29 protein-coding genes are annotated in these 26,878 nt (G+C 59.4%); 24 read left to right on the top strand and 5 right to left on the bottom strand.

Annotated elements, in window-relative coordinates; genetic code table 11:
- Nucleotides 1–138 precede the first annotated feature (138 nt).
- The 12 genes from acpP to JFU47_RS09655 all read left to right on the top strand — a co-directional run bounded on the left by acpP (nucleotide 139) and on the right by JFU47_RS09655 (nucleotide 10,086).
- A complete protein-coding gene (gene acpP / locus JFU47_RS09710) occupies nucleotides 139–375 on the top strand; it encodes an acyl carrier protein (RefSeq protein WP_003442511.1) in 237 nt (78 codons plus the stop codon).
- Between the two features lie 108 nt (nucleotides 376–483).
- Nucleotides 484–1,728, top strand: a complete 1,245-nt coding sequence (gene fabF, locus JFU47_RS09705; RefSeq protein WP_201182681.1) for a beta-ketoacyl-ACP synthase II — start codon at nucleotides 484–486, stop codon at nucleotides 1,726–1,728.
- Nucleotides 1,728–2,543 (top strand): aminodeoxychorismate lyase, encoded by an 816-nt coding sequence (gene pabC / locus JFU47_RS09700; RefSeq protein ID WP_201182680.1) that lies wholly within the window; start codon nucleotides 1,728–1,730, stop codon nucleotides 2,541–2,543. Before fabF ends, pabC begins: the two co-directional genes overlap by 1 nt.
- 3 nt (nucleotides 2,544–2,546) lie before the next feature.
- The gene (gene mltG / locus JFU47_RS09695) at nucleotides 2,547–3,812 is read left to right on the top strand and encodes an endolytic transglycosylase MltG (RefSeq protein ID WP_201182678.1); all 1,266 of its coding nucleotides are present in this window, start codon (nucleotides 2,547–2,549) and stop codon (nucleotides 3,810–3,812) included.
- Nucleotides 3,813–3,831: 19 nt separating this feature from the next.
- Nucleotides 3,832–4,464: a dTMP kinase gene (gene tmk / locus JFU47_RS09690; RefSeq protein WP_201182677.1), complete on the top strand. Its 633-nt coding sequence runs from the start codon at nucleotides 3,832–3,834 to the stop codon at nucleotides 4,462–4,464.
- A complete protein-coding gene (locus JFU47_RS09685; protein ID WP_123364801.1) occupies nucleotides 4,457–5,446 on the top strand; it encodes a DNA polymerase III subunit delta' in 990 nt (329 codons plus the stop codon). The genes tmk and JFU47_RS09685 overlap by 8 nt, the downstream gene beginning before the upstream one ends.
- Before the next feature lie 42 nt (nucleotides 5,447–5,488).
- Nucleotides 5,489–5,845 carry a PilZ domain-containing protein gene (locus JFU47_RS09680; RefSeq protein ID WP_150744430.1) on the top strand — a complete coding sequence of 119 codons (357 nt, stop codon included), beginning with the start codon at nucleotides 5,489–5,491 and terminating at the stop codon, nucleotides 5,843–5,845.
- Nucleotides 5,846–5,859: 14 nt separating this feature from the next.
- Nucleotides 5,860–6,645, top strand: a complete 786-nt coding sequence (locus tag JFU47_RS09675; protein ID WP_033056960.1) for a TatD family hydrolase — start codon at nucleotides 5,860–5,862, stop codon at nucleotides 6,643–6,645.
- Between the two features lie 342 nt (nucleotides 6,646–6,987).
- Nucleotides 6,988–7,626, top strand: a complete 639-nt coding sequence (locus tag JFU47_RS09670; RefSeq protein ID WP_007945721.1) for a TetR/AcrR family transcriptional regulator — start codon at nucleotides 6,988–6,990, stop codon at nucleotides 7,624–7,626.
- A gap of 139 nt (nucleotides 7,627–7,765) precedes the next feature.
- Nucleotides 7,766–8,734: a GTP 3',8-cyclase MoaA gene (locus JFU47_RS09665; protein ID WP_140676231.1), complete on the top strand. Its 969-nt coding sequence runs from the start codon at nucleotides 7,766–7,768 to the stop codon at nucleotides 8,732–8,734.
- Nucleotides 8,735–8,899: 165 nt separating this feature from the next.
- A complete protein-coding gene (locus JFU47_RS09660; RefSeq protein WP_033056964.1) occupies nucleotides 8,900–9,508 on the top strand; it encodes a DUF4823 domain-containing protein in 609 nt (202 codons plus the stop codon).
- Nucleotides 9,509–9,525: 17 nt separating this feature from the next.
- Nucleotides 9,526–10,086 carry a DUF1285 domain-containing protein gene (locus JFU47_RS09655; RefSeq protein WP_140894264.1) on the top strand — a complete coding sequence of 187 codons (561 nt, stop codon included), beginning with the start codon at nucleotides 9,526–9,528 and terminating at the stop codon, nucleotides 10,084–10,086.
- A gap of 59 nt (nucleotides 10,087–10,145) precedes the next feature.
- On the opposite strand, the gene JFU47_RS09650 is transcribed toward JFU47_RS09655, so the two are convergent.
- Nucleotides 10,146–11,018, bottom strand: a complete 873-nt coding sequence (locus tag JFU47_RS09650; protein WP_201182676.1) for an esterase/lipase family protein — start codon at nucleotides 11,016–11,018, stop codon at nucleotides 10,146–10,148.
- A 211-nt stretch (nucleotides 11,019–11,229) separates the two neighbouring features.
- Between JFU47_RS09650 and JFU47_RS09645 the strand changes: the two genes are divergently transcribed.
- The 10 genes from JFU47_RS09645 (at nucleotide 11,230) to JFU47_RS09600 (ending at nucleotide 22,229) form a co-directional block, all read left to right on the top strand.
- Nucleotides 11,230–11,946, top strand: coding sequence for a FadR/GntR family transcriptional regulator (locus tag JFU47_RS09645; RefSeq protein ID WP_008152308.1), 717 nt, complete (start codon nucleotides 11,230–11,232; stop codon nucleotides 11,944–11,946).
- 130 nt (nucleotides 11,947–12,076) lie between these two features.
- Nucleotides 12,077–12,952, top strand: coding sequence for an SMP-30/gluconolactonase/LRE family protein (locus tag JFU47_RS09640; protein WP_201182675.1), 876 nt, complete (start codon nucleotides 12,077–12,079; stop codon nucleotides 12,950–12,952).
- 198 nt (nucleotides 12,953–13,150) lie between these two features.
- Nucleotides 13,151–13,969: an SDR family oxidoreductase gene (locus tag JFU47_RS09635; RefSeq protein WP_201182674.1), complete on the top strand. Its 819-nt coding sequence runs from the start codon at nucleotides 13,151–13,153 to the stop codon at nucleotides 13,967–13,969.
- Between the two features lie 122 nt (nucleotides 13,970–14,091).
- A complete protein-coding gene (locus tag JFU47_RS09630) occupies nucleotides 14,092–15,096 on the top strand; it encodes a substrate-binding domain-containing protein (RefSeq protein WP_201182673.1) in 1,005 nt (334 codons plus the stop codon).
- A 63-nt stretch (nucleotides 15,097–15,159) separates the two neighbouring features.
- Nucleotides 15,160–16,710: an L-arabinose ABC transporter ATP-binding protein AraG gene (gene araG, locus JFU47_RS09625; RefSeq protein ID WP_140676213.1), complete on the top strand. Its 1,551-nt coding sequence runs from the start codon at nucleotides 15,160–15,162 to the stop codon at nucleotides 16,708–16,710.
- Nucleotides 16,711–16,719: 9 nt separating this feature from the next.
- Complete coding sequence (gene araH, locus JFU47_RS09620; protein WP_111451791.1) at nucleotides 16,720–17,688, top strand: L-arabinose ABC transporter permease AraH; 969 nt, start codon at nucleotides 16,720–16,722, stop codon at nucleotides 17,686–17,688.
- Between the two features lie 197 nt (nucleotides 17,689–17,885).
- Nucleotides 17,886–18,599: a GntR family transcriptional regulator gene (locus tag JFU47_RS09615; protein ID WP_140676209.1), complete on the top strand. Its 714-nt coding sequence runs from the start codon at nucleotides 17,886–17,888 to the stop codon at nucleotides 18,597–18,599.
- Entirely contained in the window at nucleotides 18,596–19,594 is a 999-nt protein-coding gene (locus tag JFU47_RS09610) for an ADP-ribosylglycohydrolase family protein (protein ID WP_201182672.1), read from the top strand. The genes JFU47_RS09615 and JFU47_RS09610 overlap by 4 nt, the downstream gene beginning before the upstream one ends.
- 222 nt (nucleotides 19,595–19,816) lie before the next feature.
- Nucleotides 19,817–21,283 (top strand): purine-cytosine permease family protein, encoded by a 1,467-nt coding sequence (locus JFU47_RS09605; RefSeq protein ID WP_201182671.1) that lies wholly within the window; start codon nucleotides 19,817–19,819, stop codon nucleotides 21,281–21,283.
- Nucleotides 21,276–22,229 (top strand): PfkB family carbohydrate kinase, encoded by a 954-nt coding sequence (locus JFU47_RS09600; RefSeq protein ID WP_201182670.1) that lies wholly within the window; start codon nucleotides 21,276–21,278, stop codon nucleotides 22,227–22,229. The genes JFU47_RS09605 and JFU47_RS09600 overlap by 8 nt, the downstream gene beginning before the upstream one ends.
- A gap of 15 nt (nucleotides 22,230–22,244) precedes the next feature.
- Here the strand turns inward: JFU47_RS09600 and JFU47_RS09595 are convergent, their stop codons facing one another.
- From JFU47_RS09595 to JFU47_RS09580, 4 genes are all read right to left on the bottom strand, one after another.
- Nucleotides 22,245–22,625: a Rho termination factor N-terminal domain-containing protein gene (locus JFU47_RS09595; protein WP_201182669.1), complete on the bottom strand. Its 381-nt coding sequence runs from the start codon at nucleotides 22,623–22,625 to the stop codon at nucleotides 22,245–22,247.
- Nucleotides 22,626–22,698: 73 nt separating this feature from the next.
- The gene (locus tag JFU47_RS09590; protein ID WP_123364814.1) at nucleotides 22,699–22,953 is read right to left on the bottom strand and encodes a hypothetical protein; all 255 of its coding nucleotides are present in this window, start codon (nucleotides 22,951–22,953) and stop codon (nucleotides 22,699–22,701) included.
- A 101-nt stretch (nucleotides 22,954–23,054) separates the two neighbouring features.
- Nucleotides 23,055–24,260 carry an MFS transporter gene (locus JFU47_RS09585; RefSeq protein ID WP_201182667.1) on the bottom strand — a complete coding sequence of 402 codons (1,206 nt, stop codon included), beginning with the start codon at nucleotides 24,258–24,260 and terminating at the stop codon, nucleotides 23,055–23,057.
- Nucleotides 24,261–24,372: 112 nt separating this feature from the next.
- A complete protein-coding gene (locus tag JFU47_RS09580; protein WP_201182665.1) occupies nucleotides 24,373–25,026 on the bottom strand; it encodes an HD domain-containing protein in 654 nt (217 codons plus the stop codon).
- A gap of 172 nt (nucleotides 25,027–25,198) precedes the next feature.
- On the opposite strand from JFU47_RS09580, the gene JFU47_RS09575 reads away from it, so the two are divergent.
- Both JFU47_RS09575 and JFU47_RS09570 read left to right on the top strand, forming a co-directional pair.
- Nucleotides 25,199–25,678 (top strand): GNAT family N-acetyltransferase, encoded by a 480-nt coding sequence (locus tag JFU47_RS09575; RefSeq protein ID WP_095132089.1) that lies wholly within the window; start codon nucleotides 25,199–25,201, stop codon nucleotides 25,676–25,678.
- Between the two features lie 191 nt (nucleotides 25,679–25,869).
- Nucleotides 25,870–26,862 (top strand): 2-dehydro-3-deoxygalactonokinase, encoded by a 993-nt coding sequence (locus JFU47_RS09570; RefSeq protein ID WP_201182664.1) that lies wholly within the window; start codon nucleotides 25,870–25,872, stop codon nucleotides 26,860–26,862.
- Nucleotides 26,863–26,878: the final 16 nt, after the last annotated feature.

The raw sequence follows: 26,878 nt of genomic DNA, 5'->3' as shown, positions 1-26,878 counted from the left end.
AAAGCTGCAATCTATTTATAGGCAGAGGGTCGTCGGGTTTGAGGAGTGAAGCTTTCAGTTGAAAAACTGAAAAGTCTTTCTATACACTTACCCACTGGCCAGCTGCCTGAATTTGTCCATTAGGAGTGAAAACAAGGTATGAGCACCATCGAAGAGCGCGTCAAGAAAATCGTTGCTGAGCAACTGGGCGTTAAAGAAGAAGAAGTGGTCAACACTGCTTCCTTCGTTGAAGACCTGGGTGCCGACTCCCTTGACACCGTTGAGCTGGTGATGGCTCTGGAAGAGGAATTCGAGACCGAAATCCCTGACGAAGAAGCTGAGAAGATCACTACTGTACAAGCCGCAATCGATTACGTTACTAACCACCAGGCTTAATAGCTTGTAATCGTTGCTTGCTGTCATGGAAAAACCGCACTGCCATCACGGCGTGCGGTTTTTTCTTTAGGCCTGATGCAAAGTCGTCATTTGAAAAAGGAGAGTGCTGTGTCGCGTAGACGCGTCGTAGTCACCGGTATGGGTATGTTGTCGCCACTGGGCACGGATGTGCCGAGCAGTTGGCAGGGCATTCTGGCTGGCCGCAGTGGCATTGGTCTGATCGAACACACCGACCTTTCTGCCTATTCCACCCGCTTTGGCGGCTCGGTAAAGGGCTTCAATGTCGAGGAATACCTGTCGGTCAAGGAAGCTCGCAAGCTCGACCTGTTCATTCAATACGGTCTGGCCGCAGGTTTTCAGGCAGTTCGTAACTCCGGTCTGGAAGTCACCGACGCCAACCGTGAGCGCATCGGCGTGGCCATGGGGTCGGGTATTGGCGGACTGACCAATATCGAAGAAACCAGCCGCACGCTGCATGATTCCGGCCCACGACGGATTTCTCCGTTTTTCGTGCCTGGCTCGATCATCAATATGATTTCCGGTTTCCTGTCCATCCATCTGGGCGCACAGGGACCTAACTACGCCATCGCCACTGCGTGTACCACCGGTACGCACTGCATCGGCATGGCGGCACGCAACATCATGTACGACGAAGCCGACGTGATGATTGCCGGCGGCGCTGAAATGGCAGCTTGCGGTTTGGGCATGGGCGGCTTCGGTGCCTCCCGCGCACTGTCGACCCGCAACGATGAGCCGACCCGCGCCAGCCGTCCATGGGACAAGGGCCGTGATGGCTTCGTGCTGTCCGACGGTGCCGGGGCTCTGGTTCTGGAAGAGCTGGAGCACGCCAAGGCCCGTGGTGCGACGATCTACGCCGAGCTGATCGGCTTTGGCACCAGTGGCGATGCGTACCACATGACTTCGCCACCGGCTGATGGTGCAGGTGCTGCACGTTGCATCACCAATGCGCTGCGCGATGCCAGGATCAATGGCGATCAGGTTCAGTACGTCAACGCCCACGGCACCTCGACGTCGGCCGGCGACCTTGCCGAAGCCTGTGCGCTCAAGTCGGTATTCGGCGATCACGCTTACAAACTGGCGGTCAGTTCGACCAAGTCCATGACCGGTCACCTGTTGGGTGCGGCTGGCGCGGTCGAGGCGATCTTCAGTGTGCTGTCGATCAACAGTCAGGTAGCGCCGCCGACCATCAACCTTGATGAGCCGGACGAAGGTTGCGACCTCGATTTCGTACCGCATACCGCGCGCAATATGGATATCGATGTGGTGCTGTCCAACTCCTTCGGGTTTGGCGGCACCAACGGCTCGCTGGTGTTCCGCCGGTTCGCTGACTGATGGAGAGCTGGGTCGACGGTCAGCCGGCTGACGCTTTGTCGCTGAAGGATCGCGGCCTGGCTTACGGCGATGGTCTGTTCGAGACCATTGCCGTGCGCAACGGCGCTCCGGTGTTGCTGGATCGGCATCTGGTGCGTTTGGTCAAAGGTTGCCAGCGGCTGGCAATTAATCTCGATCATGCGGCTGTCTGCACAGAGTTACTGGCCTATGCCCAAGCGTTGGGCGAAGGTGTGCTCAAGCTCATCGTCACGCGTGGCGAAAGCGCGCGCGGTTATGCGCCCGATCCTTCGGCTCAGGCGCGCCGCATCATGCTGGGCAACCCTCCTGCGGTTTATCCTGCTGCCAATGCGGAGCAGGGCGTTCGCCTGTTCCCCTGTGCGACGCGACTTTCCAAGCAGCCTCTGCTCGCCGGACTCAAACACCTGAACCGTCTTGAGCAGGTCATCGCCCGCTCCGAATGGCAAGACACCGATCATGCCGAAGGCTTGATGCTCGATCAGGCCGGGCGCGTCATTGAAGGCGTGTTCAGCAACCTGTTCCTGATCCGCGATGGCGTGCTGATCACGGCTGATTTGAAGCGCTGTGGCGTGGCCGGCGTGATGCGTGCCGAATTATTGTTTCAAGCCGAGTCATTGGGGATCCCCACACAAATCACCGACATCACCCTCGATCAGCTGCAATGGGCTGATGAAGTCTTTGTCTGCAACAGCGTGTATGGCGTTTGGCCGGTGCGCGCCTATGCAGCACTGAGCTGGCCGGTTGGTCCGCTCACCCGTAAACTCCAAACCATTGCCCGCGCGCTACTGGATGCTTGATACGTGAGACGTAAATTCTTGCTGCTGCTGGAAACCGGATTGGTTCTGGCAGGGCTGTGTCTGGGCGCTTCCGCCTGGAAAATCCATTCGGCGCTGGAACAGCCGCTGAACATCACCCAGGAAGAGCTGCTGGAAGTGCCCAAAGGCACGACACCGACCCGCACCTTCTATCGACTCGAAGCCGATGGCGTCATCAAGGACGCTTTCTGGCTGCGGGTGTATTGGCGCTTCAATCTTGCCAAGCAACCGTTGCACAAGGGCGAATACCGCATGCTACCCGGCATGACCGTCGAAGGCCTGATTGACCTGTGGAAGCGCGGGGAAATGGTTCAGTACAGCCTGACCCTGGTCGAGGGCTGGAATTTCCATCAGGTCCGCGCTGCTCTGGCCAAGGATGAAAAACTCGAAAAGACCCTCGACGGTTTGAGTGATAGCGAGGTGATGGACAAACTCGGCCACAGCGGGATTTTTCCGGAAGGGCGATTCTTCCCTGACACCTATCGCTTCGTGCGCGGCATGACCGATGTCGAGCTGCTGAAAAAAGCCTACGACCGCCTCGACGAAGTCCTTGCCAAGGAGTGGAGTCAGCGCGCCGCTGATGTGCCGTACACCGAACCCTATCAGGCGCTGATCATGGCCTCGCTGGTGGAGAAGGAAACCGGCGTGCCGCAGGAGCGCGGGCAAATCGCTGGCGTGTTCGTGCGTCGCATGGAAATGGGCATGCTGCTGCAGACCGATCCGACCGTGATCTACGGCCTCGGTGATCGTTACACCGGCAAATTGACTCGCGCTCATCTCAAGGAAGCGACGCCGTACAACACCTACATGATTTCGGGACTGCCGCCGACCCCGATCGCCATGGTCGGCCGCGAAGCGATTCATGCAGCGCTGAATCCGGTGGCTGGCAATAGCCTCTATTTCGTTGCTCGTGGTGATGGCAGCCACGTGTTCTCCGATGATCTGGACGCGCACAATAACGCTGTGCGTGAGTTCCAGATCAAGCGCCGTGCCGACTACCGCTCCAGCCCCGCGCCCACCACGGCGCCAGAGGCGACGGATGAGCAGGCACCGATTCCGGCTGCTTCGCCCGACACAGCCCCCGAGGCTTTGCCGCAAGTGGCGCCGCAAGAGCCTGCTCAGGCGGCGCCACCAGAGCCGCAAGCGCCTGAACAGTCGCCATCACCGGAGCCGGCGCAAGAACCCGCTCAAGAACCCGCAGCCGCACCCGCGCCCGAACCGGATGCAACCGCTCCGCAAAGCCCGCAATGACTCTGACTAAGGACTGCCTGTGACTGGCTTGTTTATTACCCTGGAAGGCCCGGAAGGGGCCGGCAAGAGCACCAATCGCGAATACCTCGCCGAGCGCCTGCGCGCCGCGGGTATCGAGGTCGTGCTGACTCGCGAACCAGGCGGTACGCCGTTGGCCGAGCGGATCCGCGAAGTGTTGCTGGCGCCGGTTGACGAAGTCATGAACCCCGACACCGAGTTGCTGTTGGTGTTCGCCGCGCGAGCCCAGCATCTGGCCGAGGTGATTCGCCCGGCACTGGCCCGCGGTGCGGTGGTCCTGTGTGATCGCTTTACCGATTCGACCTATGCCTATCAGGGGGGCGGTCGCGGCCTGTCGCTGGAGCGCATCGCGACTCTGGAAGCCTTTGTCCAGGGCGATTTGCGCCCGGACCTGACGTTGATTTTCGATCTGCCGGTGGAAGTGGGCCTGGCCCGCGCCAGCGCTCGCGGTCGTCTGGATCGCTTCGAACTGGAAGGCCGAACCTTTTTTGATGCGGTGCGCGGTGCTTTCCTCAAGCGTGCTGAAGCGGATCCTGCGCGTTATGTCCTGGTCGATGCCGCCCAGCCGCTGACGCAGGTTCAGCAGTCACTGGATGCCTTGCTGCCACGTCTGCTGGAGTTGACCCGTGGCTGAAGCCTATCCGTGGCAGGACAGTCTCTGGCAGCAGTTGGCCGGTCGCAAGCAACATGCTCACGCCTATCTGCTCCATGGCCCCGCCGGGATCGGCAAGCGCGCGCTGGCCGAGCGCTTGATGGCCAGTTTGTTGTGCCAGCGTCCGAGTGCGGCCCACGATGCTTGCGGCGAATGCAAATCCTGTCTGTTGCTCAAGGCCGGCAGTCACCCTGACAACTACATTCTGGAACCGGAAGAAGCCGATAAGGCGATCAAGGTCGATCAGGTTCGTGATCTGGTCAGCTTCGTGGTTCAGACCGCGCAGATGGGTGGGCGCAAAGTGGTGCTGATCGAACCGGCGGAGTCGATGAACGTCAACGCCGCCAACGCCTTGCTCAAAAGTCTTGAAGAACCGTCCGGTGATACCGTGTTGCTGCTGGTCAGTCACCAGACCAGTCGTTTGCTGCCGACGATCAAGAGCCGCTGCCAGCAACAGGCTTGTCCGCTGCCGAGCGAGGCGATGAGTCTGGCGTGGTTGGCGAAGGCGTTGCCGGATTGTTCGCAAGACGAACGCGTCGAACTGCTGACCCTGGCCGCCGGTTCGCCACTGGCCGCCGTCAACTTGCAGGCCCAGGGCGTGCGTGAGCAACGGGCGCTGGTGGTCGATGGCGTGAAGAAGTTGCTCAAGCAGCAACAGTCACCGACGCAACTGGCCGAAGGCTGGAATGCGATTCCGCTGTTGCTGTTGTTCGACTGGTTCTGCGACTGGTCGAGCCTGATACTGCGCTATCAGCTGACTCAGGACGAAGAAGGCCTGGGACTGACGGACATGCGCAAGGTGATTCAGTACCTGGCGCAGAAAGCTGGCCAGGACAAAGTCCTGAATATTCAGGACTGGATTCTCGCCCAGCGCCAGAAGGTAATGAGCAAAGCCAACCTCAATCGGGTGTTGTTGCTGGAGGCGCTGTTGGTGCAATGGGTGGGTTTGCCTACCCAGAAGTGACCGTCTGTGCCTAGACTCTGGTCATCAGCAATGGAGGTCAGCATGAATGAAGCCGTTAATCCGGGGCCGCGCAATGGCATTTTGTCCCTGACGATCAAGGACAAGTCCGTGCTTTACGCGGCCTACATGCCGTTCATCAAGAACGGTGGCCTGTTTATCCCGACCAACAAGAGTTACAAGTTGGGCGATGAGGTATTCATGCTGTTGAACCTGATGGACGAGCCGGAGAAGATTCCGGTCGCCGGCAAGGTCACCTGGATCACCCCCAAAGGTGCGCAGGGTAACCGGGCCGCCGGGGTCGGTGTACAATTCAACGATGGCGACAATACCGCGCGCAGTCGAATCGAAACCCATCTGGCCGGAGCCCTGAAGTCCGACCGTCCCACTCATACGATGTAAGTTGCAGCCCTTTTATGCTCGTAGATTCCCATTGCCACCTTGATCGCCTCGACCTCGCCGCCCACGACGGCTCTCTGGATGCCGCACTGGATGCGGCCCGTCTGCGCGGGGTAGGGCACTTTCTGTGTATCGGCGTCAGTGTCGAGAATGCCGCCGACGTCAAAGCCCTGGCCGAACGTTACGACGACGTCGACTGTTCGGTTGGCGTGCATCCGCTGGACGTGCAGCCGGGCGCCGCGCCCGCACTGGATTGGCTGTTGCGCGAGCTCAACCACCCGCGTGTGGTGGCGATTGGTGAAACCGGTCTGGATTATCACTACGAGCCTGAAGCCGCGGAGTTGCAGCAGGAGTCGTTTCGCCTGCATCTGCAAGCGGCACAGCAGACGGGCAAACCGGTGATCATCCACACCCGTGGTGCCCGCGCCGACACGTTGAACCTCCTGCGTGAAGCGGCGCTGCCCCAGGCTGGCGTGCTGCATTGTTTCACCGAAGACTGGGACATGGCCAAAGCAGCATTGGATATGGGGTATTACATTTCCTTGTCCGGGATTGTCACTTTCCGCAATGCCGACGCTCTGCGTGACGTAGCCAGTAAAGTGCCGGCTGACCGATTGCTGGTGGAAACCGACTCGCCTTACCTGGCGCCGATTCCTCATCGCGGCAAGCCGAACCTGCCGCAGTACGTGCGCGACGTAGCGGAATTTCTGGCAATGTTGCGAGGTGAGCCCTACGAGCGGTTTGCCGAACAAACCACCGAGAATTTCAAGCGACTGTTTCCGCTGGCGCATGTGAAAGGTTAAATCGCAGGCAAAAAAAACCCGGGTTCTGGGGGGTGAATCCGGGTTAAGACCATTAGGAGTAAAACAAAGGCACGCGGTCCGTTGGTACCTATATCGGCGCAACACTTGGGGGAGATGTCCCGCCGACAGTTGAAGTATTGATCAGTATTGCGCCGAGTCCAGTTTACTGATCGCGGTTTTTAAACAAATTTGGAATACGGGCGCTTCGGTTGAGTTCTCATTGATCTGCGAGGCTGCCGTAATTCATCAAGAAACACATATATGGTCGGATGATCCGTGCATTTTTGCGCAAGTTAGGCATAATACGCGGCTTCGAATTTTGACCCCTACAGACCTTTTCTTATGCATAAAGAACCTCGTAAGGTCCGTGAGTTTCGTCGCCGCGAGCAAGAAATTCTCGATACCGCGCTCAAGCTGTTCCTCGATCAAGGTGAAGACAGTGTCACCGTCGAGATGATTGCTGATGCCGTCGGTATCGGTAAAGGCACGATCTACAAGCACTTCAAATCCAAGGCCGAGATCTATCTGCGCCTGATGCTCGATTACGAGCGCGATTTGAACGAGCTGTTGCATTCGGCCGATGTCGACAAGGACAAGGAAGCCCTGTCCCGGGCCTACTTCGAATTCCGCATGCGCGATCCACAACGCTATCGGTTGTTCGATCGCCTGGAAGAAAAGGTGGTCAAGGGCAATCAGGTGCCGGAGATGGTCGAGGAGCTGCACAAGATTCGCGCCTCGAACTTCGAACGTCTGACCCTGCTGATCAAGGGCCGGATCAGTGAAGGCAAACTTGAAGACGTACCGCCTTACTTCCATTACTGCGCATCCTGGGCGCTGGTGCACGGCGCCGTGGCGCTGTATCACTCGCCGTTCTGGAGCAATGTGCTGGAAGATCAGGAAGGTTTCTTCCAGTTCCTGATGGACATCGGCGTGCGCATGGGCAACAAGCGCAAGCGCGATAGCGACACCCCGAGCAGCTGAACCATTCAGTTGCCTTATTGCGCCATTATTTCGCTACGTGGCGCAGTACCGCAGGAATATACTCAGGCATAGGACTTGCTAAAACTTGATTTGTGAGTCAAGTTTTAGCGGTCCGAATATTCTTCCGCCGGAGTAATCCATGATCGTTGACCGTCAAGGCAGGCGTTTTCGCAATTTGCGGATCAGTCTGACTTCAGCCTGCAATTACGCGTGTACCTACTGCGTGCCCAACGGCAAGCGGTTGGTCGCTGCGCAGGATGAATTGTCGGCTGAGGCCATGGCGCGTGGCGTGGCCTATCTGATTGAAGCGGCGGGCATTGAGCGTTTGCGCATCACCGGCGGCGAGCCGCTGGTCAGCCCCAAACTCGAAGCCTTCATGACCGCTGTCGGGCAGATGGGCCTGGCGGACATCAGCCTGACCACCAACGGTCAGCTGCTGGCGAAAAAGCTGCCACTGCTGGTGGATGCCGGCATTCGTCGCATCAACGTTTCCCTCGATACCCTGGATGCCAGCGCCTTTCGCAGCATTGCCCGTGGTGGCGATCTGGCGACTGTGCTCGACGGAATGGATCAAGCCAGCGCCGCCGGCCTGAAGATAAAGGTCAATATGGTGCCGCTGCGTGGACAGAACCTCGATCAAGTGATGCCGCTACTCGATTACTGTCTGGAGCGCGGCTATGAGCTTCGTTTCATCGAGTTGATGCGCATGGGCCACCTGGCAAGCGACTCCAATGCTTTCCTGCAGCAGTTTGTCAGCCTTCAGCAGTTGCTCAGCCTGATCGGCGAGCGCTACGAATACCTTCAGGCCGATGCGCCGGTAGACGCCACCGCCGTGCGTTACGAAATTCCGGGGCAGGGCTACTTCGGCGTAATCGCCAACGAAAGCGTTCCTTTCTGCCGCACCTGCTCGCGGCTGCGTCTGTCCTCTACGGGCTGGCTGCATGGCTGCCTGTCGTCGAGCAACCGCCACTATGTCGGCGATCTGCTGGACAAGCCCCGTCATCAAGCTTTGCCCGCCTTGCAGAGACTCTTGGTGAAAGCCTTGGGCGATAAGCAGGAAGTAGCGTTCTCCGGTGGCGCGACCATCATGAAAATCATCGGCGGCTAAACACGATCCCTGTAGCAGCTGCCGAGCCTGCGAGGCTGCGTTCGGCTGCGCAGCCGAACGCGTCCTTTGGCAGCGGCAACGAGATTGTGTTTCTCCCGAGCTGGCGCGGAAGCTGCATCCCATGGCCATTCGCCGGTTTTCCGTCACCGGCCTCTGGAGGGTAGGATGCGTAGCCTGGTTTTGCTGCTGGCCGTTTTGGCGCTTGGTGGCTGCATGAATGTCAGCGATCTGGCTGAAGGGACTCGCTACCACATGAGCGACGCAGGGTTGCTCGACCATAGCGACAGCCGCCGTGTGAATAACCTGCGCATCCAACCGGACTCATTCGTCTATATCGCCCAGGGCGCCTTTGTGCCGCCAGGCAGTACTGTCTACCCACGACCTAACGTGATAGCCGAAGTCGCCTTCGATGGCTTTGTCGAATACTTTCCCATGGTCCGTCGCGCCCGTGCCCCGGAAGGTCTTGATCAAGCCATGGGCGAAGCCCGTGCCGCCGGTGCCCATTACCTGCTCTATACCCGGTTCGCCAAGTCTGATGACCGTATCGGCAACTCGGACGAATGGCTCGATCAGGAAGCCCTGGATCGCCTCGGTATCGATGGCGGCGTGATTCAGATCATGTTGATCGAGACCAGCACCCAGTATTTGATTGATACTGCACGTATCAAGGGTCGTGGCGGTTTACTGACGTTCCACGACAAAAAGCCAGAAGACCTGATGGGCCCGCCGCTGGAACAATACGCGCGCAGCCTGCTGGGGCTCAGCGACCAGTAATTCAAAAGGAGAACGCCATGAGTGGCCCGCAAAAAGCCAACGATCTGTTGGGGCAAATCCCCAAAACCAAAGGCTTGCCGCCGGTCCACCTATGGAACCCCGACTTCTGCGGCGACATCGACATGCGTATCGCCCGTGACGGCACCTGGTATTACCTGGGTACGCCAATCGGGCGCAAGCCGATGGTCAAGCTGTTCTCCACCATCATTCGTCGCGATGGTGACGATTACTTCCTCATCACCCCGGTCGAGAAGGTTGGCATCAAGGTCGACGACGCGCCTTTCGTGGCGATTGCCGTGGATGTCGAAGGCGAAGGTGAAACCCAGGTCTTGCGTTTCACCACCAATGTTGACGAGACCGCCGACGCCGGCCCCGAACACCCCATGCGCGTGGTGATCGACCCGGTCACGCAGGAGCCTGCGCCCTACGTGCATGTGCGCACCAACCTTGAAGCGCTGATCCATCGCAATGTGTTCTATCAATTGGTGGAGTTGGCGGTGAGTCGTGAAATCGACGGGCAACGTTGGTTGGGCGTGTGGAGTGGTGGCGAGTTCTTTCCCATCGGGCTTGAGCCGTAACGCGCGATGATTTTTGTTCTGGAAAAATGGCCCGCGGTTCAAGCGGGCCATTTTTTTGCCTACAAACCTTTGTCCTTGAGTCGGGCCGCATGCTCAAGATAGAGGTGGACCGGGCTTACGTTCCAACTCGTGATCCCGGCCATTTGATTGACTGCGTCGAAATGGTCCATCGGGTAATCCGAACGAATGACTTTGCCCAGGTGCGAGCTGTACTGTCCGACGAGCCCATCGTTGGCGTGTTTCTCTTTATAAAATAACTTCGACAGCACGATACAGTTCAAATGGGACGGATCGAGCGGTTGCAGGCTTTGAAAGTTCTGCACGATCCCACTCCAGGAGTAGTAATACACGCCGTTTTCAACTTCGTTGCCTTCACCGCCCCAGTGTTTCGGCACCCCTTGCGGGTACTTTTTATTAAAGGCTGCCAAACCCTCGCTGGTCAACGATTCGAAGGCCGCGCGGGCATCTTGAGGGTTTTCCGGGTGGCCACTGATCAGCGATATAAAAGTGCCAACCGCGGCAAACAGCGCCAGCACGAACGCTTCCGGCAACTCTCCGGGCGTCAAAGCCTTATGCAACTGATCGGCAATTTCGGAACCATGGTTGGGACAGCTGACCGAGGTGACTGACGCTACCTTTTCCGGGTGCAGCGCTGCTACGTAGCGTGCAGCCAATGGACCTTGGCTGTGGCCGATCAGATTGACCTTGGTGGCTCCCGTTTCCTGCAAAATACGGTTGACGTGTTCGAGCAGTTTTTTGCCGCGCTCCTCGTTTCCGTTAACGGTTGGAATGTTGACGGAAAACACCTTGGCCCCAGCATGTTCCAGCGCTTCCTTGATCTCGAAGAAGTAGGGATAACCGGCAATTTTATCGAAGCCAAAGAGGCCGTGGACCAAAACAATCGGGTATTGAGTAGACGCATCCATGTTCATGCTTATACCTGTCGATAGCGGACTTGAGTGGAACAGATGCTATTGACTGCTTGATCTGTCGCGGCTAACCGTAGGTCACAATAGGGGTTCGTTCAAATTGCTCGCTTGGACGCCATCAGACAGAAAAATTCAAATTGACACTCAATCGTATGATGATTAGCGTGGACACTCATCGCGAACGGCTTTGTGCTGTCCCTGAATTGAGGTGTCCATGTCCAGCAGTTTTCATGCGTCGACGGTCGATTGGCTGGGTTGCTGGATCGCCACGGGGCAGGTCAAACCGGGTGAGACGCTCAAGGTCGAAGCCGACCTGGGCGAGCAACTCGGTGTCAGTCGCACCGTTATCCGCGAAGCCATCAAAACTCTGGTCGCCAAGGGCATGCTCGAAGTCGGGCCGAAGGTCGGCACGCGGGTGCTGCCGGTGCGCCGCTGGAACCTTTTCGATCCGCAAGTCGTAGGCTGGCTGTCGCGCAGCGGCTTGCCGGAAAACTTCGTCGACGACTTGCTCGACCTGCGCCGCACCATCGAACCCATGGCCGTACGCTGGGCTTGCGAGCGCGCTACCGTCGAGCAGGTTCACGCCATCCTTCAGGCTTACAACGCATTGGAACGGGCAGTGGACAGCGGCATTGATTACAACCGTGCCGACCAGTTCTTCCACGAGTGCATCCTCGCTGCCAGCCACAATCAATTTATCGAACAAATGGTCCCGGCCCTCGGCGCGCTGCTGGCGGTGTCGTTCGAAGTGTCCGCCGCCGACCCGGACGAACTGCGCCGCACGCTACCGATTCACAAAGACATGGCCGAGGCCATCGCCGCCCGGGATGCCGCGCGGGGAGTCTGGGCCTGCATGACCCTGATCGATAACGCCGACCTGGCCATCAAGCGCTTCTACCCGCAAGTCATGGCCGACAAGAAGGCCAGCTGACAATGCAGAATCCTGTGGGAGTGAGCCTGCTCGCGAAAGCGGTGTGTCAGTTAACAGTGATGTTGAATGTGCTGACGCTTTCGCGAGCAGGCTCGCTCCCACAAAAAACAAGAACAATGCAGGAGGTTTCATGACGTGGACTGCGGTTACCGAACACCGGGCACGGCTGGGTGAAGGCCCGTTCTGGGACGCGCCGACCCAGGCGCTGTACTGGGTTGATATCGCCGGTCAACAGGCGCTGCGGCTGATTGGCGCCAACGTGCAGATCTGGCAGATGCCCGAGCATGTGTCCGCCTTCATCCCCTGCGAAAGCGGCGATGCACTGGTGACGTTGAGCAGCGGCGTGTATCGACTCGATCTGGATTCCCCAGGCCTGGAGCCGCGACTGACCTTGCTCTGCGTCGCCGATCCGCAACCCGGCAATCGCGCCAATGAAGCTCGCTGCGATGCTCTGGGCCGGCTCTGGCTCGGCACCATGCAGAACAACATCGGCGAGCAGGGCGAAGACGTGCCTATCGTCCGGCGTTCCGGTGGCCTGTTTCGCATCGATCGCGATGCTCGGGTCACGCCGTTGCTTCGCGGGTTGGGCATTCCTAACACGTTGCTGTGGAGCGAAGACGCAACCACCGTGTATTTCGCCGACAGTCTCGACAGCACGCTCTACCAGTACTTCATCCGCACCGACGGCAACCTCGACCCGGCCCAAGTCTGGTTCGGGCCCCATGAACGCGGCGGGCCGGATGGCTCGGCGATGGATGCCGAAGGTTACCTCTGGAACGCCCGTTGGGATGGCAGCTGTCTGCTCAGGCTGACCCCGGACGGACAGGTTGATCGCGTGATCGAGTTGCCAATCAGCCGCCCCACCAGTTGCGTATTCGGGGGTGAAGACCTAAAAACCCTTTACATCACCAGCGCCGCGAGCCCGCTCAACCATCCGTTGGACGGCGCTTTGCTGTCGATTCGAGTTGATGTGCCCGGAAAAACCTGTACTCGGTTCGCGGGATAAATCCCAAAATATGGGATGTAAAATTATATATTGAGATTATTTGGCGGTCGGGTTTATAGTCGGCTCCATCAGTTACACGCACTCACACTTAAAAAAACAAAACAGGTGAAGTGATGCAGCGATTTTCCAAAAAGCCTTTTGACCGGACATCGACAGATGCCCGGTTTTTGTCGTGCCTTCAAAAAGGAGTCTTGATCCATGGCTGAACCTCTTTCCTTGCCATCGGTGCCCGAACCGCCGAAGGGCGAGCGCCTGAAAAACAAGGTCGTGCTGCTGACCGGTGCTGCTCAGGGTATTGGCGAGGCGATTGTCGCGACCTTCGCTTCCCAGCAGGCCAAGCTGATCATCAGCGATATTCAGGGTGAGAAAGTCGAAAAGGTCGCGGCGCACTGGCGAGACAAGGGCTACGACGTTCAGGCAATCAAGGCTGACGTTTCCAACCAACAAGACCTGCACGCCATAGCCAGACTGGCGATCGAGCGTCACGGACGGATCGATGTGCTGGTCAACTGCGCCGGGGTCAATGTGTTCCGCGATCCGCTGGAAATGACTGACGAAGACTGGCGCCGCTGCTTCGCCGTCGACCTCGACGGCGCCTGGTTCGGCTGTAAAGCCGTGCTGCCGCAGATGATCGAGCAGGGCATTGGCAGCATCATCAACATCGCCTCGACCCATTCCACTCACATCATTCCCGGCTGCTTTCCGTACCCGGTGGCCAAACATGGCTTGCTCGGCCTGACCCGCGCCCTGGGCATCGAGTACGCGCCGAAAGGCATTCGCGTCAACGCCATCGCGCCGGGTTACATCGAAACCCAGCTGAACGTCGATTACTGGAACGGTTTTGCCGACCCGCATGCCGAGCGTCAGCGCGCTTTCGATCTGCACCCGCCACGTCGCATCGGCCAGCCGATTGAAGTGGCCATGACCGCCGTTTTCCTGGCCAGCGATGAAGCGCCGTTCATCAATGCCTCGTGCATCACCATCGATGGCGGTCGCTCGGTCATGTACCACGACTGAGTCAATCGGGTCTCAGGCGCGGAACTACGCCTGAAATCCAATCATCATACGATATGACTATTAGCTGTACGGTTTGATTGGCTTTCAAATAACGCTCAAAAAAAATAACAAGGAGTCAGCTTATGAATCGTCGTCGTGGGATCCGTTCCCTGTGCTGTGCCGCTTTGGCGGTCACCGCGGTCAGCCTGAGCAGTTCGTTGCTGGCGGCCGAGGAAGTGAAAATCGGTTTTCTGGTCAAGCAGGCGGAAGAGCCCTGGTTCCAGACCGAATGGGCCTTCGCGGAAAAGGCCGGCAAGGACAAAGGCTTCACCGTGATCAAGATCGCCGTGCCGGATGGCGAGAAAACCCTCTCGGCAATCGACAGCCTGGCAGCCAACGGCGCCAAGGGCTTTGTGATTTGCCCGCCGGACGTCGGCCTCGGCCCGGCCATCGTCGCCAAAGCCAAGGCCAACGGTTTGAAAGTGATTGCGGTCGATGACCGTTTCGTCGATGCCAACGGCAAGTTCATGGAAGACGTGCCTTACCTCGGCATGGCGGCGTTTGAAGTCGGTGAGAAACAGGGCAATGCCATGGCCACCGAAGCGAAAAAACGCGGCTGGGACTGGAAAGAAACCTACGCGGTGATTAACACCTTCAACGAACTCGACACCGGCAAGAAGCGCACCGACGGTTCGGCCAAGGCGCTGACAGATGCCGGCTTCCCGAAAGACCACATCCTCTTCACTGCACAGAAAACCCTCGACGTCCCTGGCAGCATGGACGCCACCAATTCGGCGCTGGTGAAACTGCCCAGCGGCGCGAAAAACCTGATCATCGGCGGCATGAACGACAACACTGTGCTGGGCGGCGTGCGCGCCACCGAAAGCGCCGGTTTTGCCGCGGCCAACGTGATCGGCATCGGCATCAACGGCACTGACGCCATCGGCGAATTGAAGAAGGCCAACAGCGGCTTCTTCGGCTCGATGCTGCCGAGCCCGCACGTCGAGGGCTACAACACCGCCAGCATGATGTACGAGTGGGTCACCACCGGCAAAGAACCGCCGAAGTACACCGCGATGGACGACGTTACGCTGATCACTCGCGAGAACTTCAAGCAGGAACTGGAAAAGATCGGCCTCTGGAACTGAGGCGCGGTTGATTTCACGGCGGCCCTGGCGACGGGGCTGCCTGATCTGTGTGATGAGGTGGTTATGGCGCAAACAACAACACAACAACACAGCGGCTGTTCTTCTAGTGGCAGCTTGCGCTTCAACGGGATCGGCAAGACCTTTCCCGGGGTGAAGGCGCTGGATAGCATCAGCTTCGTCGCCCACCCGGGGCAGGTTCATGCCTTGATGGGCGAGAACGGCGCCGGTAAATCGACCTTGCTGAAAATCCTCGGCGGTGCTTACACCCCGAGCAGCGGCGACCTGCAGATCGGCGAGCAGACGATGGTCTTCAAGTCCACCGCCGACAGCATCGGCAGTGGCGTCGCCGTGATCCATCAAGAGCTGCATCTGGTCCCGGAAATGACCGTGGCAGAGAACCTCTTCCTGGGGCATCTGCCGGCCAGTTTCGGCCTGATCAATCGTGGCGCACTGCGGCAACAGGCATTGGCTTGCCTCAAGGGCCTGGCCGATGAAATCGATCCGCAAGAGAAAGTAGGGCGCCTGTCCCTCGGTCAGCGGCAACTGGTGGAAATCGCCAAGGCCTTGTCCCGTGGTGCGCATGTGATCGCGTTTGACGAACCGACCAGCAGCCTCTCGGCACGGGAGATCGATCGTTTGATGGCGATCATCGGTCGCCTGCGCGACGAAGGCAAAGTGGTGCTTTACGTCTCCCATCGCATGGAAGAAGTGTTCCGCATCTGCAACGCGGTGACGGTGTTCAAGGACGGTCGCTTTGTGCGCACGTTCGAGGACATGAGCGAGCTGACTCATGATCAGTTGGTGACCTGCATGGTCGGTCGCGACATTCAGGACATCTACGACTACCGCCACCGTCAGCGTGGCGCAGTGGCGCTCAAGGTCGACGGCCTGCTGGGTCCGGGTTTGCGTGAGCCAGTGAGTTTCGAGGTGCACAAAGGCGAGATTCTCGGGCTGTTCGGTTTGGTCGGCGCCGGTCGTACCGAGCTGTTCCGCATGCTCAGTGGCCTTGAGCGCAACACCGCCGGACGCCTGGAATTGCGCGGTCATGAACTGAAGTTGCGTTCACCCCGCGATGCGATCGCCGCCGGGATTCTGCTGTGCCCCGAGGACCGCAAGAAAGAGGGCATCCTGCCGCTCGCCAGCGTCGCCGAGAATATCAACATCAGCGCCCGCGGCGCCCACTCCACCTTTGGCTGCCTGTTGCGTGGCCTGTGGGAGAAGGACAACGCCGACAAGCAGATCAAGGCGCTGAAAGTGAAGACCCCCAACGCGGCGCAGAAAATCATGTACCTGTCCGGCGGCAATCAGCAGAAGGCCATTCTCGGCCGCTGGCTGTCGATGCCGATGAAAGTGCTGCTGCTCGACGAACCGACTCGCGGCATCGACATCGGCGCCAAAGCCGAGATCTACCAGATCATCCACAACCTGGCCGCCAGCGGCATCGCGGTGATCGTGGTGTCCAGCGACCTGATGGAAGTGATGGGTATTTCCGACCGCATCCTGGTGCTCTGCGAAGGCGCGATGCGCGGCGAGTTGTCTCGCGCAGAGGCCAATGAATCCAACCTGCTGCAACTGGCTTTGCCGCGCCAACGCGCTGACGGCGTGGCGAACTGAGAGGTGACTATGACAATCCAAAACAACGCTTTGCCCACCCAGCGCAAACCTCTGGACCTTCGGCGCTTTCTCGATGACTGGGTGATGCTGCTGGCGGCCGTCGGGATCTTCGTGCTCTGCACCTTGCTGATCGACAACTTCCTCTCGCCGCTGAACATGCGTGGCCTGGGCCTGGCGATTTCGACGACGGGGATTGCGGCGTGCACCATGTTGTATTGCCTGGCGTCCGGGCACTTCGATTTGTCGGTGGGCTCGGTGATTGCCTGCGCCGGCGTGGTTGCAGCGGTGGTGATGCGCGACACCGACAGTGTGTTTCTCGGTGTGGTGGCGGCGCTGTTCATGGGGCTGATCGTCGGGTTGATCAATGGCATCGTGATCGCCAAGCTGCGGGTCAATGCGTTGATTACCACACTGGCGACCATGCAGATCGTTCGCGGCCTGGCTTATATCTTCGCCAACGGCAAAGCGGTGGGCGTGTCGCAAGAGCAGTTCTTCGTCTTCGGTAACGGCCAGTTGTTGGGTGTACCGGTGCCGATCCTGATCACCATCGTTTGTTTCCTGTTTTTCGGCTGGCTGCTGAATTACACCACCTACGGGCGCAACACCATGGCCATCGGCGGTAACCAGGAAGCGGCGCTGCTGGCCGGGGTGAACGTTGACCGGACCAAGATCATTATCTTTGCCGTGCACGGCGTGATCGGGGCGTTGGCTGGGGTGATCCTGGCGTCGCGCATGACGTCCGGTCAGCCGATGATTGGCCAGGGTTTTGAGCTGACGGTGATTTCTGCCTGTGTGTTGGGCGGGGTGTCGTTGAGCGGCGGGATCGGCATGATCCGGCATGTGATTGCCGGGGTGCTGATTCTGGCGATCATCGAAAACGCGATGAACCTGAAGAACATCGATACGTTTTATCAGTATGTGATTCGGGGTTCGATCTTGCTGTTGGCTGTCGTCATTGACCGTCTCAAACAACGCTAGCCCCCCGCTAACTGATCGTTCCCACGCTCCGCGTGGGAATGCCTCAATGGACGCTCCGCGTCCGCTTTGGCAGGGACGCGGAGCGTCCCGGGCTGCATTCCCAAGCAGAGCGTGGGAACGATCATGTGTAACTCCTTCCGTCACTTCCCCTAAATATTCCTTGCTCGCCCCAGCCCGTTTCGGTTATCACTTTGTACATGATTAGACAGGTACGATTTGACAAGAAACAACGGGTGGTCGATGAACTCATCCGGCGCATCGAAAGCGGCCTCATGGAGGACGGCTTTCTGTTGCCGGGCGAGCATCAGTTGGCTCAAGAATTCAAAGTCAGCCGCGGCACGCTGCGCGAAGCCCTGGCTGAATTGAAACGGCGCAATTACATCGCGACCCAGAGCGGGGTGGGTTCCATCGTCACCTTCGACGGCGTGGTGCTTGATCAGCGCAGCGGCTGGGCACAGGCCCTGGCCGACAGCGGGGCGCTGATCAATACCGAAGTGCTGCGGCTGGAGGCGGTCACTCGTCCTGATCTGTTGCCGCGTTTCGGCACCGACCAATTCATCACCCTCGACCGTCGCCGCCGTTCCAACGAAGGCAAGCTGGTCTCCCTTGAACGCTCATTGATGCCCGCCACCGGAGGCCTGGAAAGCCTGCCGCGGGTCGGCCTTATCGACAACTCCCTGACCATCACCCTGGCCGCTTACGGTTATATCGGCGAGCGTGGCGATCAATGGATCGGCGCCGAACCCTTGAACGCCGAAGACGCCGAACTGCTGGGCCGTCCGCAAGGCACGGTGTTCCTCAAGGCCTTGCGCACCACCTACGACCGGCAAAACCGATTCATGGAGCAGGTCGAAAGCTTGCTCGACCCAGTGCATTTTCGCCTGCACTTGCAGTTTGGAGAGTCAAAGTGACCGCGCTCAACCGTGCCCTCGGCGCGTTCTACGGACTGGCCCTGGGCGATGCGCTGGGCATGCCAACTCAATCGCTGAGCCGTGCCGAGATCAAGGTGCGCTTCGGCGAGATCACTGGCCTGGAAGATGCGGGCCCCGATCAACCGATCGCCGCCAACATGCTCAAAGGCTCGATCACCGATGACACCGAACAGGCGATTCTGGTCGGCCAATTGCTGGTTGAAGGCGAGGGCCGGATCGAACCGTCGGTGCTCGCCCAACGGTTGATCGAATGGGAAGCCGCGATGCAGGCCAAGGGCTCGCAAGACTTGCTCGGCCCTTCGACAAAGCGTGCCATCGAAATGATCCTCGCCGGCCACTCGCCGGAAGAAGCGGGGCGCTACGGCACCACCAATGGCGCGGCAATGCGCATCACGCCGATCGGGATCGCGGCGGATGTCGCCAACCCTGAGCGTTTCATCGACGCTGTCGTGCAGGCTTGCCAGGTCACCCACAACACCACGCTGGGCATTTCCAGCGCGGCGGCGGTGGCGGCGGTGGTTTCGGCCGGTATCAACGGCATGGACCTGGGCGAGGCGTTGAACCTCGGCCAGCAAATCGCTCAGCAAGCTGAAAGCCACGGTTACTGGGTGGCTGGCGGACGCATCGCCTCGCGCATCAGCTGGGCGCGGACCATCAGTGTCGACAGCGACAAGGCATTGCTGGCGGATTTGATGTACGACGTGATCGGCACTTCGGTGGCTTCACAGGAATCGGTAGTGGTCTCGTTTGCCCTGGCCCAGCAAGTGGCCATAGGCGAAATGAACGCTTTCGAAGCGCTGTGCATGGCCGCGAGCCTTGGCGGTGACACTGACACCATCGCGGCGATTCTCGGTGCCATGCTCGGGGCCTGCCTGGGCCTTGAGAGTTGGCCGGCGGCAATGATCGACAAGGTCAAAACCGTTAACCATCTGGAGCTGGAACCGTTGGTGCAGGGGCTTTTAGCTTTGCGTTGACTGGACTGACGCTTTCGCGAGCAGGCTCGCTCCCACAGGGATAGTGCAAACCTTAAGGGACGCGCCGTACCTGTGGGAGCGAGCCTGCTCGCGAAGGACGCGCTGCGCACTCAAATTCTTTCACCCGCAACGGAAAGCACGAATACGGCCAGGACCGCCGGGATGTTATGACGACTTCCGAAACTGCCCACAACCACAACAAAGGCAACAGGAGCATTTCACATGAGTTCATCAAACGCCGGGCAAAGCGCCGGGCAACTGGAAACCCGAGGCATCGAGCCGGTGCCGGAAGCGGAGTGCAACGGTCATCCGTTGCAACTGTTCTGGGTCTGGTTTGCCGCCAACATCTCCATCCTCGGCCTGCCGCTGGGCGCGACCCTTGTCGCCTTTCGCGGCTTGGCGATCTGGCAGGCGATCATCGTCGCGATCCTGGGTGCTGCAGGCTCCTTCGCAGTGGTCGGGATCATCTCCATTGCCGGTCGCCGTGGTCGCGCACCGAGCCTGACGTTGTCGCGAGCGATCTTCGGCGTACGCGGCAACATCGGTCCGACCCTGGTCTCGCTGATGTCGCGTCTGGGCTGGGAAACCGTCAACACCACCACCGCCGCATTCGTGTTGCTGTCGTTGTGCTCGATCCTGTTCGGCTCGCCCGTGGAAGCCAAAAGCGCACCCGTGCTGACGTTGATCTTCATTGCGATTTTCGTGCTGCTGACCCTGTCGGTGTCGGGCCTCGGTCACGCCACCTTGCTGGTGATCCAGAAGTGGGCGACCTACGTGTTCGGCGCACTGAACATTCTGGTTGGCAGTTTCCTCTGCGCCACCATCGACTGGAGCGCGGTGTTCAATGCCACACCGGCACCGTTGAGCGCGATGATCATCGGCGTCGGCACCATGGCTGCGGGCACCGGGATCGGTTGGGCCAACGCCGGTGCCGACATGTCGCGTTATCAGCATCGCAGCGTCAAAGCCGCGCGCCTGGTGGCCTCGGCGGCGTTCGGTGCGGGGATTCCGCTGGTGCTGCTGATCACCCTCGGCGGTCTGCTGTCAGTGGGCAACAATGACCTGGCCTCGGCCACCGACCCGATCATCGCGATCCGCGACATGCTGCCGACCTGGATGGCCGTGCCGTACCTGATCACCGCGTTCGGCGGGCTGCTGCTGTCAAACAACCTGTCGGTGTACTCCGCCGGTTTGACCACGCTGACCCTCGGCCTGAAGGTCAAGCGCGTCTATGCAGTGGTGGTGGACATCGTCGCGATCTTCGCTGGCTCGATCTATTTCATGCTGATCGCCGACAGTTTCTACGGCCCGTTCATTACCTTCATTTCGCTGCTGGCCGTGCCGATCACCGCGTGGGTCGGGATCTTCGTCGTCGACCTGATTCACCGTCACTACTACAGCCCCAAAGACCTGCTGGACGTCAGCCCGAGCAGCGCTTACTGGTACAGCGGCGGTGTCGAGTGGCGTGCTTTCGGTGCGTGGGCATTGGCGATCACGCTGGGCTTCAGCTTCACCACCATCGGTACGACCGAACAAACCGTGTGGTTCCGCGGTTTCCTGTCCGACTCCTGGCTGGGCCATAACGGCCTCGGCTGGATCGTGACGTTCCTGGTGGCCGGCGGCATTTATTTTGTACTCGGCGGGGCCAAGGATCGCCGCGCCGCGATGACCGAGAACGCTCATGCCTAGATTGCTGCACACCGGCCAGGTCATGATCGACCTGGTCATGGCCGTGGATAAACTGCCGCATTCGGGCGGTGACGTGCTGGCGCAATCTGCCAGTTTCGAGGCTGGCGGTGGCTTTAATGTGATGGCTGCTGCCCAGCGCAATGGCTTGCCGGTGGTTTACCTTGGGCGCCACGGTACCGGGCGTTTCGGCGATCTGGCACGAGAGGCGATGAAGGCTGAAGGCATTCGGATCGGCATCACTCACCGCGCCGAACGGGATACGGGATTGTGCGTCGCGTTGACCGAAGCCTCGGCCGAGCGCAGTTTCATTTCCTATATCGGTGCGGAAGGTGAGCTGACGGCCGAGGATTTGTCCAGCATGCCGGCCGAGGCGGGTGACTATGTCTACGTCAGCGGCTACAGCCTGCTGCATGGCGGCAAAGCCCAGGCGCTGGTGGATTGGGTGCTGGATTTACCGAGGGGGATCAACGTGGTGTTCGATCCCGGCCCGCTGGTGGATTCGCCGGATGAGCCGTTGATGCAAGCCTTGCTGGCGCGCATCGATTTGTGGACCAGCAACAGTGTCGAGGCGTTGAAGTTTACCGGTGCGGCGGACATTGCCGAGGCGTTGAACCGGTTGGCCGATCACCTGCCGGCCGACGTGTTGATGGTGGTTCGTGACGGCCCGCAAGGGTGCTGGATCAGCCAGCGTGGAGACCGCCAGCATGTGCCGGGTTTCAAGGTTGAGGCGGTGGACAGCAATGGTGCGGGGGATGCGCATGCCGGGGTATTTGTGGCCGGGTTGGCGCAAGGATTGGTACCGGTTGACGCGGCGCGGCGGGCTAATGCGGCGGCTGCGTTGGCGGTGACTCGATGGGGGCCGGCGACTTCGCCGGGGACTGCCGAGGTGGATGAGTTGATCCGCAAGACCGTTGGCGGCGTTCCGACGATGGGGCCATCAAATTAAACAAAAATCCTGACCTTACCCAGCCTTGCGCAACGCCTCGATCAACGCCTGCTTGCGCATGCTCGACCGCCCCGGAATCTTCTTCGCCCGGGCTTCTTTCATCAAACTGTCGACGGTCTGGGTTTCGCGCGAAGCCTTGCTGTTACGCGAATGACCTTCACGGCTGACCACCGCACGACGAGCTGATTCCTGGCGATCTTGCGACTTGGCACTTGCGGGTTTCTTGCGGCCGGACCCACCTTTGCGCTCACCGCCACCCGACTGCTTGTTGACGGTCGCCCAGGCCCGGGCTTCGGCTTCTTCTTTCGAGACACCTTTGTGCTCGTAGCTCTCTTCGATGTGCTCGGCCTTGCGCTTCTGCTCGGCGGTGTATTTGTCTTTGCTTCCACGAGGCATGGGATTTCTCCTGCTGCTTGTAGAGTCTGTCAAACGGTCGCAGCCGCGCACGACTGCGACCTGATTCGTCTTGTTAAACGTCCAGCTTGCGCGCCGCCTCAACCCCTGCAGCACTGAGTTTGATCGGCAAGTTCAACGAGTGCTCACCGGCCTCGTTGCAGATCACATGACCATGCTGGATCAATCCACGATCCTGCAGCGTGGCGAGGGTGCTGGCCACGACTTTCTCCCCCCGGTAATTGTCCAGGACCTCTTTGCCCATGCCGCTTGGATGGGCATGCAGCAGACGGGTCAGGACTTCTTTCTCAAGGTTTTTATCGACGTTCATGGTTACCTCTTCATGGATGTGGATAGGTCCATTTAATTAGAGTCCTTACCTGGGTTGGTCCGCCCCCGATTTGGATTGGTGCCTGATGAACGACGAACGGTCTAGGCCTGCTGCAACGTTTTGCGGGTAACGGCTCGGCGCCAGACTAGCCGGCCGACGCTGATCAGCCAATTCAGTACAGCAACCGCCAATACCGTGAGCAACAGCGTCGCCATCCCCTGTTCCACGATGATTTTCCCGGCCAGCAACGGAAAGCCGAACACGCCGATGAAGTAGGACAGACTGAACAGCAGCAAGGATTGTGCGGTGGTGCCGCTCGGCGCTTCGTTGGCTGCCAGGCCGTTGATCACCGAATAGGTCAGCCCGTAACCGACCCCGAGCATCACCGCCGCCAGCACGTAGCTGAACCCGTCGTCGACGACAAACCCGAACATCAGGATTGAGCCCATCATCAAGCCCGACAGCAGGCAGGACGCCCAGAACGGGTCGCGCTTGACCACGAAACCGGCGATCAGCATGCGGCTGCTGATCGCTGCGCTCATGAAGCCGAGGAAGAACAGTGAATAGTCGAGTGAACGCGCCGCCGCGTAGCTGGTTTGAAAACTCGACAGACCGCCGAAAACACAACCGCCAAGCCCGACCATGATGATCGGAAACACCGCTCTGGACGACAGCACTTGCGCCGCTGCACACCAGGAAATTCGCGACACCGCCGCCGAGTGGGCCGGCGCTTTTTTCAGCTGCGAATCCAACCGCCAGAACAGCAACACGCCGATCAGGCTGGCCAGCGCCGCGAGGTAAAACGCCGCGGTGATCGGATACCCGAGGGCACTGGCAGCGCGGCCTAACAAGGGACCGCTGCCGATCCCGGTCATCATGCTGCCCGACAACAGCGCAAAGTATTTCGCGCGTTGGGCAGGCGTTACCAGACTCGCCACGATGATCGGCCCGAGGGTGTAGAACACGCCCCAACCCAGCCCCAGCAATAGCCCGAAAAACAACAGCAAATTGCCGAAGCCTGGCGCCAAGGCGAAGCCCAGGCTGGCGGCCACCAGCAAGACGCCGAACAGCGCAATCGAGCGCGCCGCGCCGAGCAAATCGGACAAGTGCCCGGAGACGATCACCGCTGCAAACGTACTGAGCATCGCCGCCGAAATCACACTGCCGGCATCGTGCTCGTTACCGCCGCGGGAACCGATCAACAACGACAGCAAAAAAGTCGAGCCATAGGACAGCGACAGCAAATAGCTGGCCAGGCAAAACAGGCCGAACAACCTGCTTGAGACTTGGGGTGTTGCGCTAGGCATGACGCGGTTCCTTGACCCGATAGAAGAGAGCTTCATCTATCTATCACGCAAGGCGTCGATGTTAGGTCTGAGGTTATCGATTTCAGGGTTAGTGTTGGCCGGAGTAAAGCCTTTAGCAGACGCCTATTTCTTCCTTGAACAGCTCCATGAACACCTTCAGGCGCTCGTGACGAATCCGCGCCGGACGTTGGCCGGTGGTCGTTTTGAATCCGTCCGCCAGGTGCAGCAGCTTGGTCTGGAAATGGTCGAGGCAAAAACGTTTGTCATCGTATTCCCGTGCCTTCGCCTCAGGGTCCTGCGGATCGTACAACGCGCTGCCCATACGTCCGGCGATGTAAAAGGTGCGCGCCACGCCGAGCATGCCGAGGGAATCGAGGCGGTCGGCGTCCTGCAAAATTTTGGCTTCGAGCGTGGTTGGCGCGATGTTAGCGGAAAAACTGTGTGCTTCGATGGCATGGGCAACCGCGCTGACTTTTGCGTCTGGCCAGGCCAGGCCCGCCAGCGTGATCGATGCCTTTTTGGCCGCCAGTCGTGACGCCTGAGAACGCAGTGGCGAGTTCTTTTCTACCGCCACGCAATCGTGCAAGAGCACCGCCGCCAGCAGCACCTCAAGATCGCCACCCTCTTCAGTGTGAAGCGTACGCACGTTGTGCCAGACCCGCTGCAAGTGCGACAGATCATGGGCACCATCTTCCGACGGCTCAAGCGCGTGGGGCAGCAGTTGCGCAGCGAGGAATTGCAGTGGCGCGAAAGCATCAGTGTTCATAAACATCCTGTTAAGTAAAAACGTCTTTTGCCGCGACCTAGCCCTGTAGCAGCCGAACGCAGGCTTCGCCAGCTGCTACACATGCTCCATGGATCAGCTTTGAATTTCCAGTGTGACGAGCGCCGCTTGCCGACTTAGTATGGCGTTTTCAACTTTTGACGAAGGCACGTCCATGACGATCGAGATCCGCCCGGCGACCCCGAGCGATGCACCGCAAATCCTCGGGTTCATCACCGAACTGGCCGACTACGAACGTGCCCGCCACGAAGTCATCGCCAGCGTCGCCGACATCGAGCGCAGCCTGTTCAGCGAAGGCGCCACCGCCCACGGCCTGATCTGTCTGCGCGACGGCCAGCCGATCGGTTTCGCGGTGTTCTTCTTCAGCTATTCCACGTGGCTCGGCAGCAACTGCCTGTACCTCGAAGACCTCTACATCACCCCCGATCAGCGCGGCGGCGGCGCGGGCAAAACCTTGTTGCGCCACCTGGCGAAAATCGCCTGCGCCAATGATTGCGGTCGATTTGAGTGGAGCGTGCTGGACTGGAATAAACCGGCGATCGAGTTCTACAAGTCATTGGGCGCGCAGCCGCAGGAAGAGTGGGTTCGGTATCGGATGGATGGGGCGGTGTTGCGGGAGTTTGCCGAGGGCTGATCGCAACCGGCGTCTATTAAAGATCGCAGCCTTCGGCAGCTCCTGCACCTATCCGTAGGAGCTGCCGAAGGCTGCGATCTTTTTTTGACTGTATCCCGATATATGGGAATGATATTTATATATTGAGATTTTGCTGCGTCCGGGTTTATAGTCCAGCTCACTCACTGCCAATAAACAAAACAGGTGAAGCGATGCTGGCGCAATTGATCGCGCTCGATTGGGGGACAACCTCATTACGTGCTTACAAACTCGCCGCGGGTGACCAGGTGCTCGAACAGCGTTCGCTGTCGTCGGGGATCATGCAGCTGCCCAGGACGCCGCGAATGATTGCGGGTCAGGAATGTACCGACGGTTTTGAACTGGCCTTCGATGAGGCCTGCGGTGACTGGCTCGACGCGCAGCCCGATCTACCGGTGATTGCTTGCGGCATGGTCGGCAGCGCACAAGGCTGGCGTGAAGCGGCTTACCGCGATACGCCGGCGAACGTCGCCAATCTCGGAACTTCCCTACAAACGGTTCGCAGTCTTCGCGGTGTCGATGTGCACATTGTGCCGGGCGTGATTCAGCGGTCTCGTTTGCCAAACGTGATGCGCGGCGAAGAAACCCAAGTGCTCGGCGTGCTCCAGAATCTACCGGCCGAGGCGGGTGATGATCTGTTGATCGGCCTGCCGGGCAGTCATTCGAAATGGGTGGAAGTGGCCGACGGCTGCATCGTGCAGTTCGATACCTTCATGACTGGCGAAGTCTTCGCCGTGCTCAGCGAGCACAGCATTCTGGGGCGCACCCAGCAAAAGGGCGCGTCCTTCGATGGCCAAGCCTTTGATCGTGGTGTGCAGGTGGCGCTATCGGTGGATGGCGAGATCGGGCCGTTGTCGACATTGTTCAGTGCCCGCAGCCTCGGGTTGACTGGCGAACTCAGCGCCACTGCTCAACCGGATTACTTATCCGGTCTGTTGATCGGCCATGAACTGTCAGCGTTGGCGACTGTTCAGCGACGCCGACGCAACAGCGTTCATCTGCCTTCGATCATCCTCATCGGTAATGCCCAGCTCTGTGCCCGCTACAGCCGGGCGCTCGACGCCTGTGGTTTTGCCCGGGTGACCCTGGCCGAGCAGGCCACCGAACGTGGCTTGTGGCAGCTGGCGGTTGCCGCCGGACTGATCACACCCAACCCATCCCGTTAAACCTGACTGGAGGTCT

It is taken from the genome of Pseudomonas sp. TH39(2020) (assembly GCF_016650715.1).
GTDB classification, from domain to species: Bacteria; Pseudomonadota; Gammaproteobacteria; order Pseudomonadales; family Pseudomonadaceae; genus Aquipseudomonas; species Aquipseudomonas mandelii_C.
Note: the sequence above shows the minus strand (reverse complement) of the source record. Positions and strands in the feature narration are given on the sequence as shown.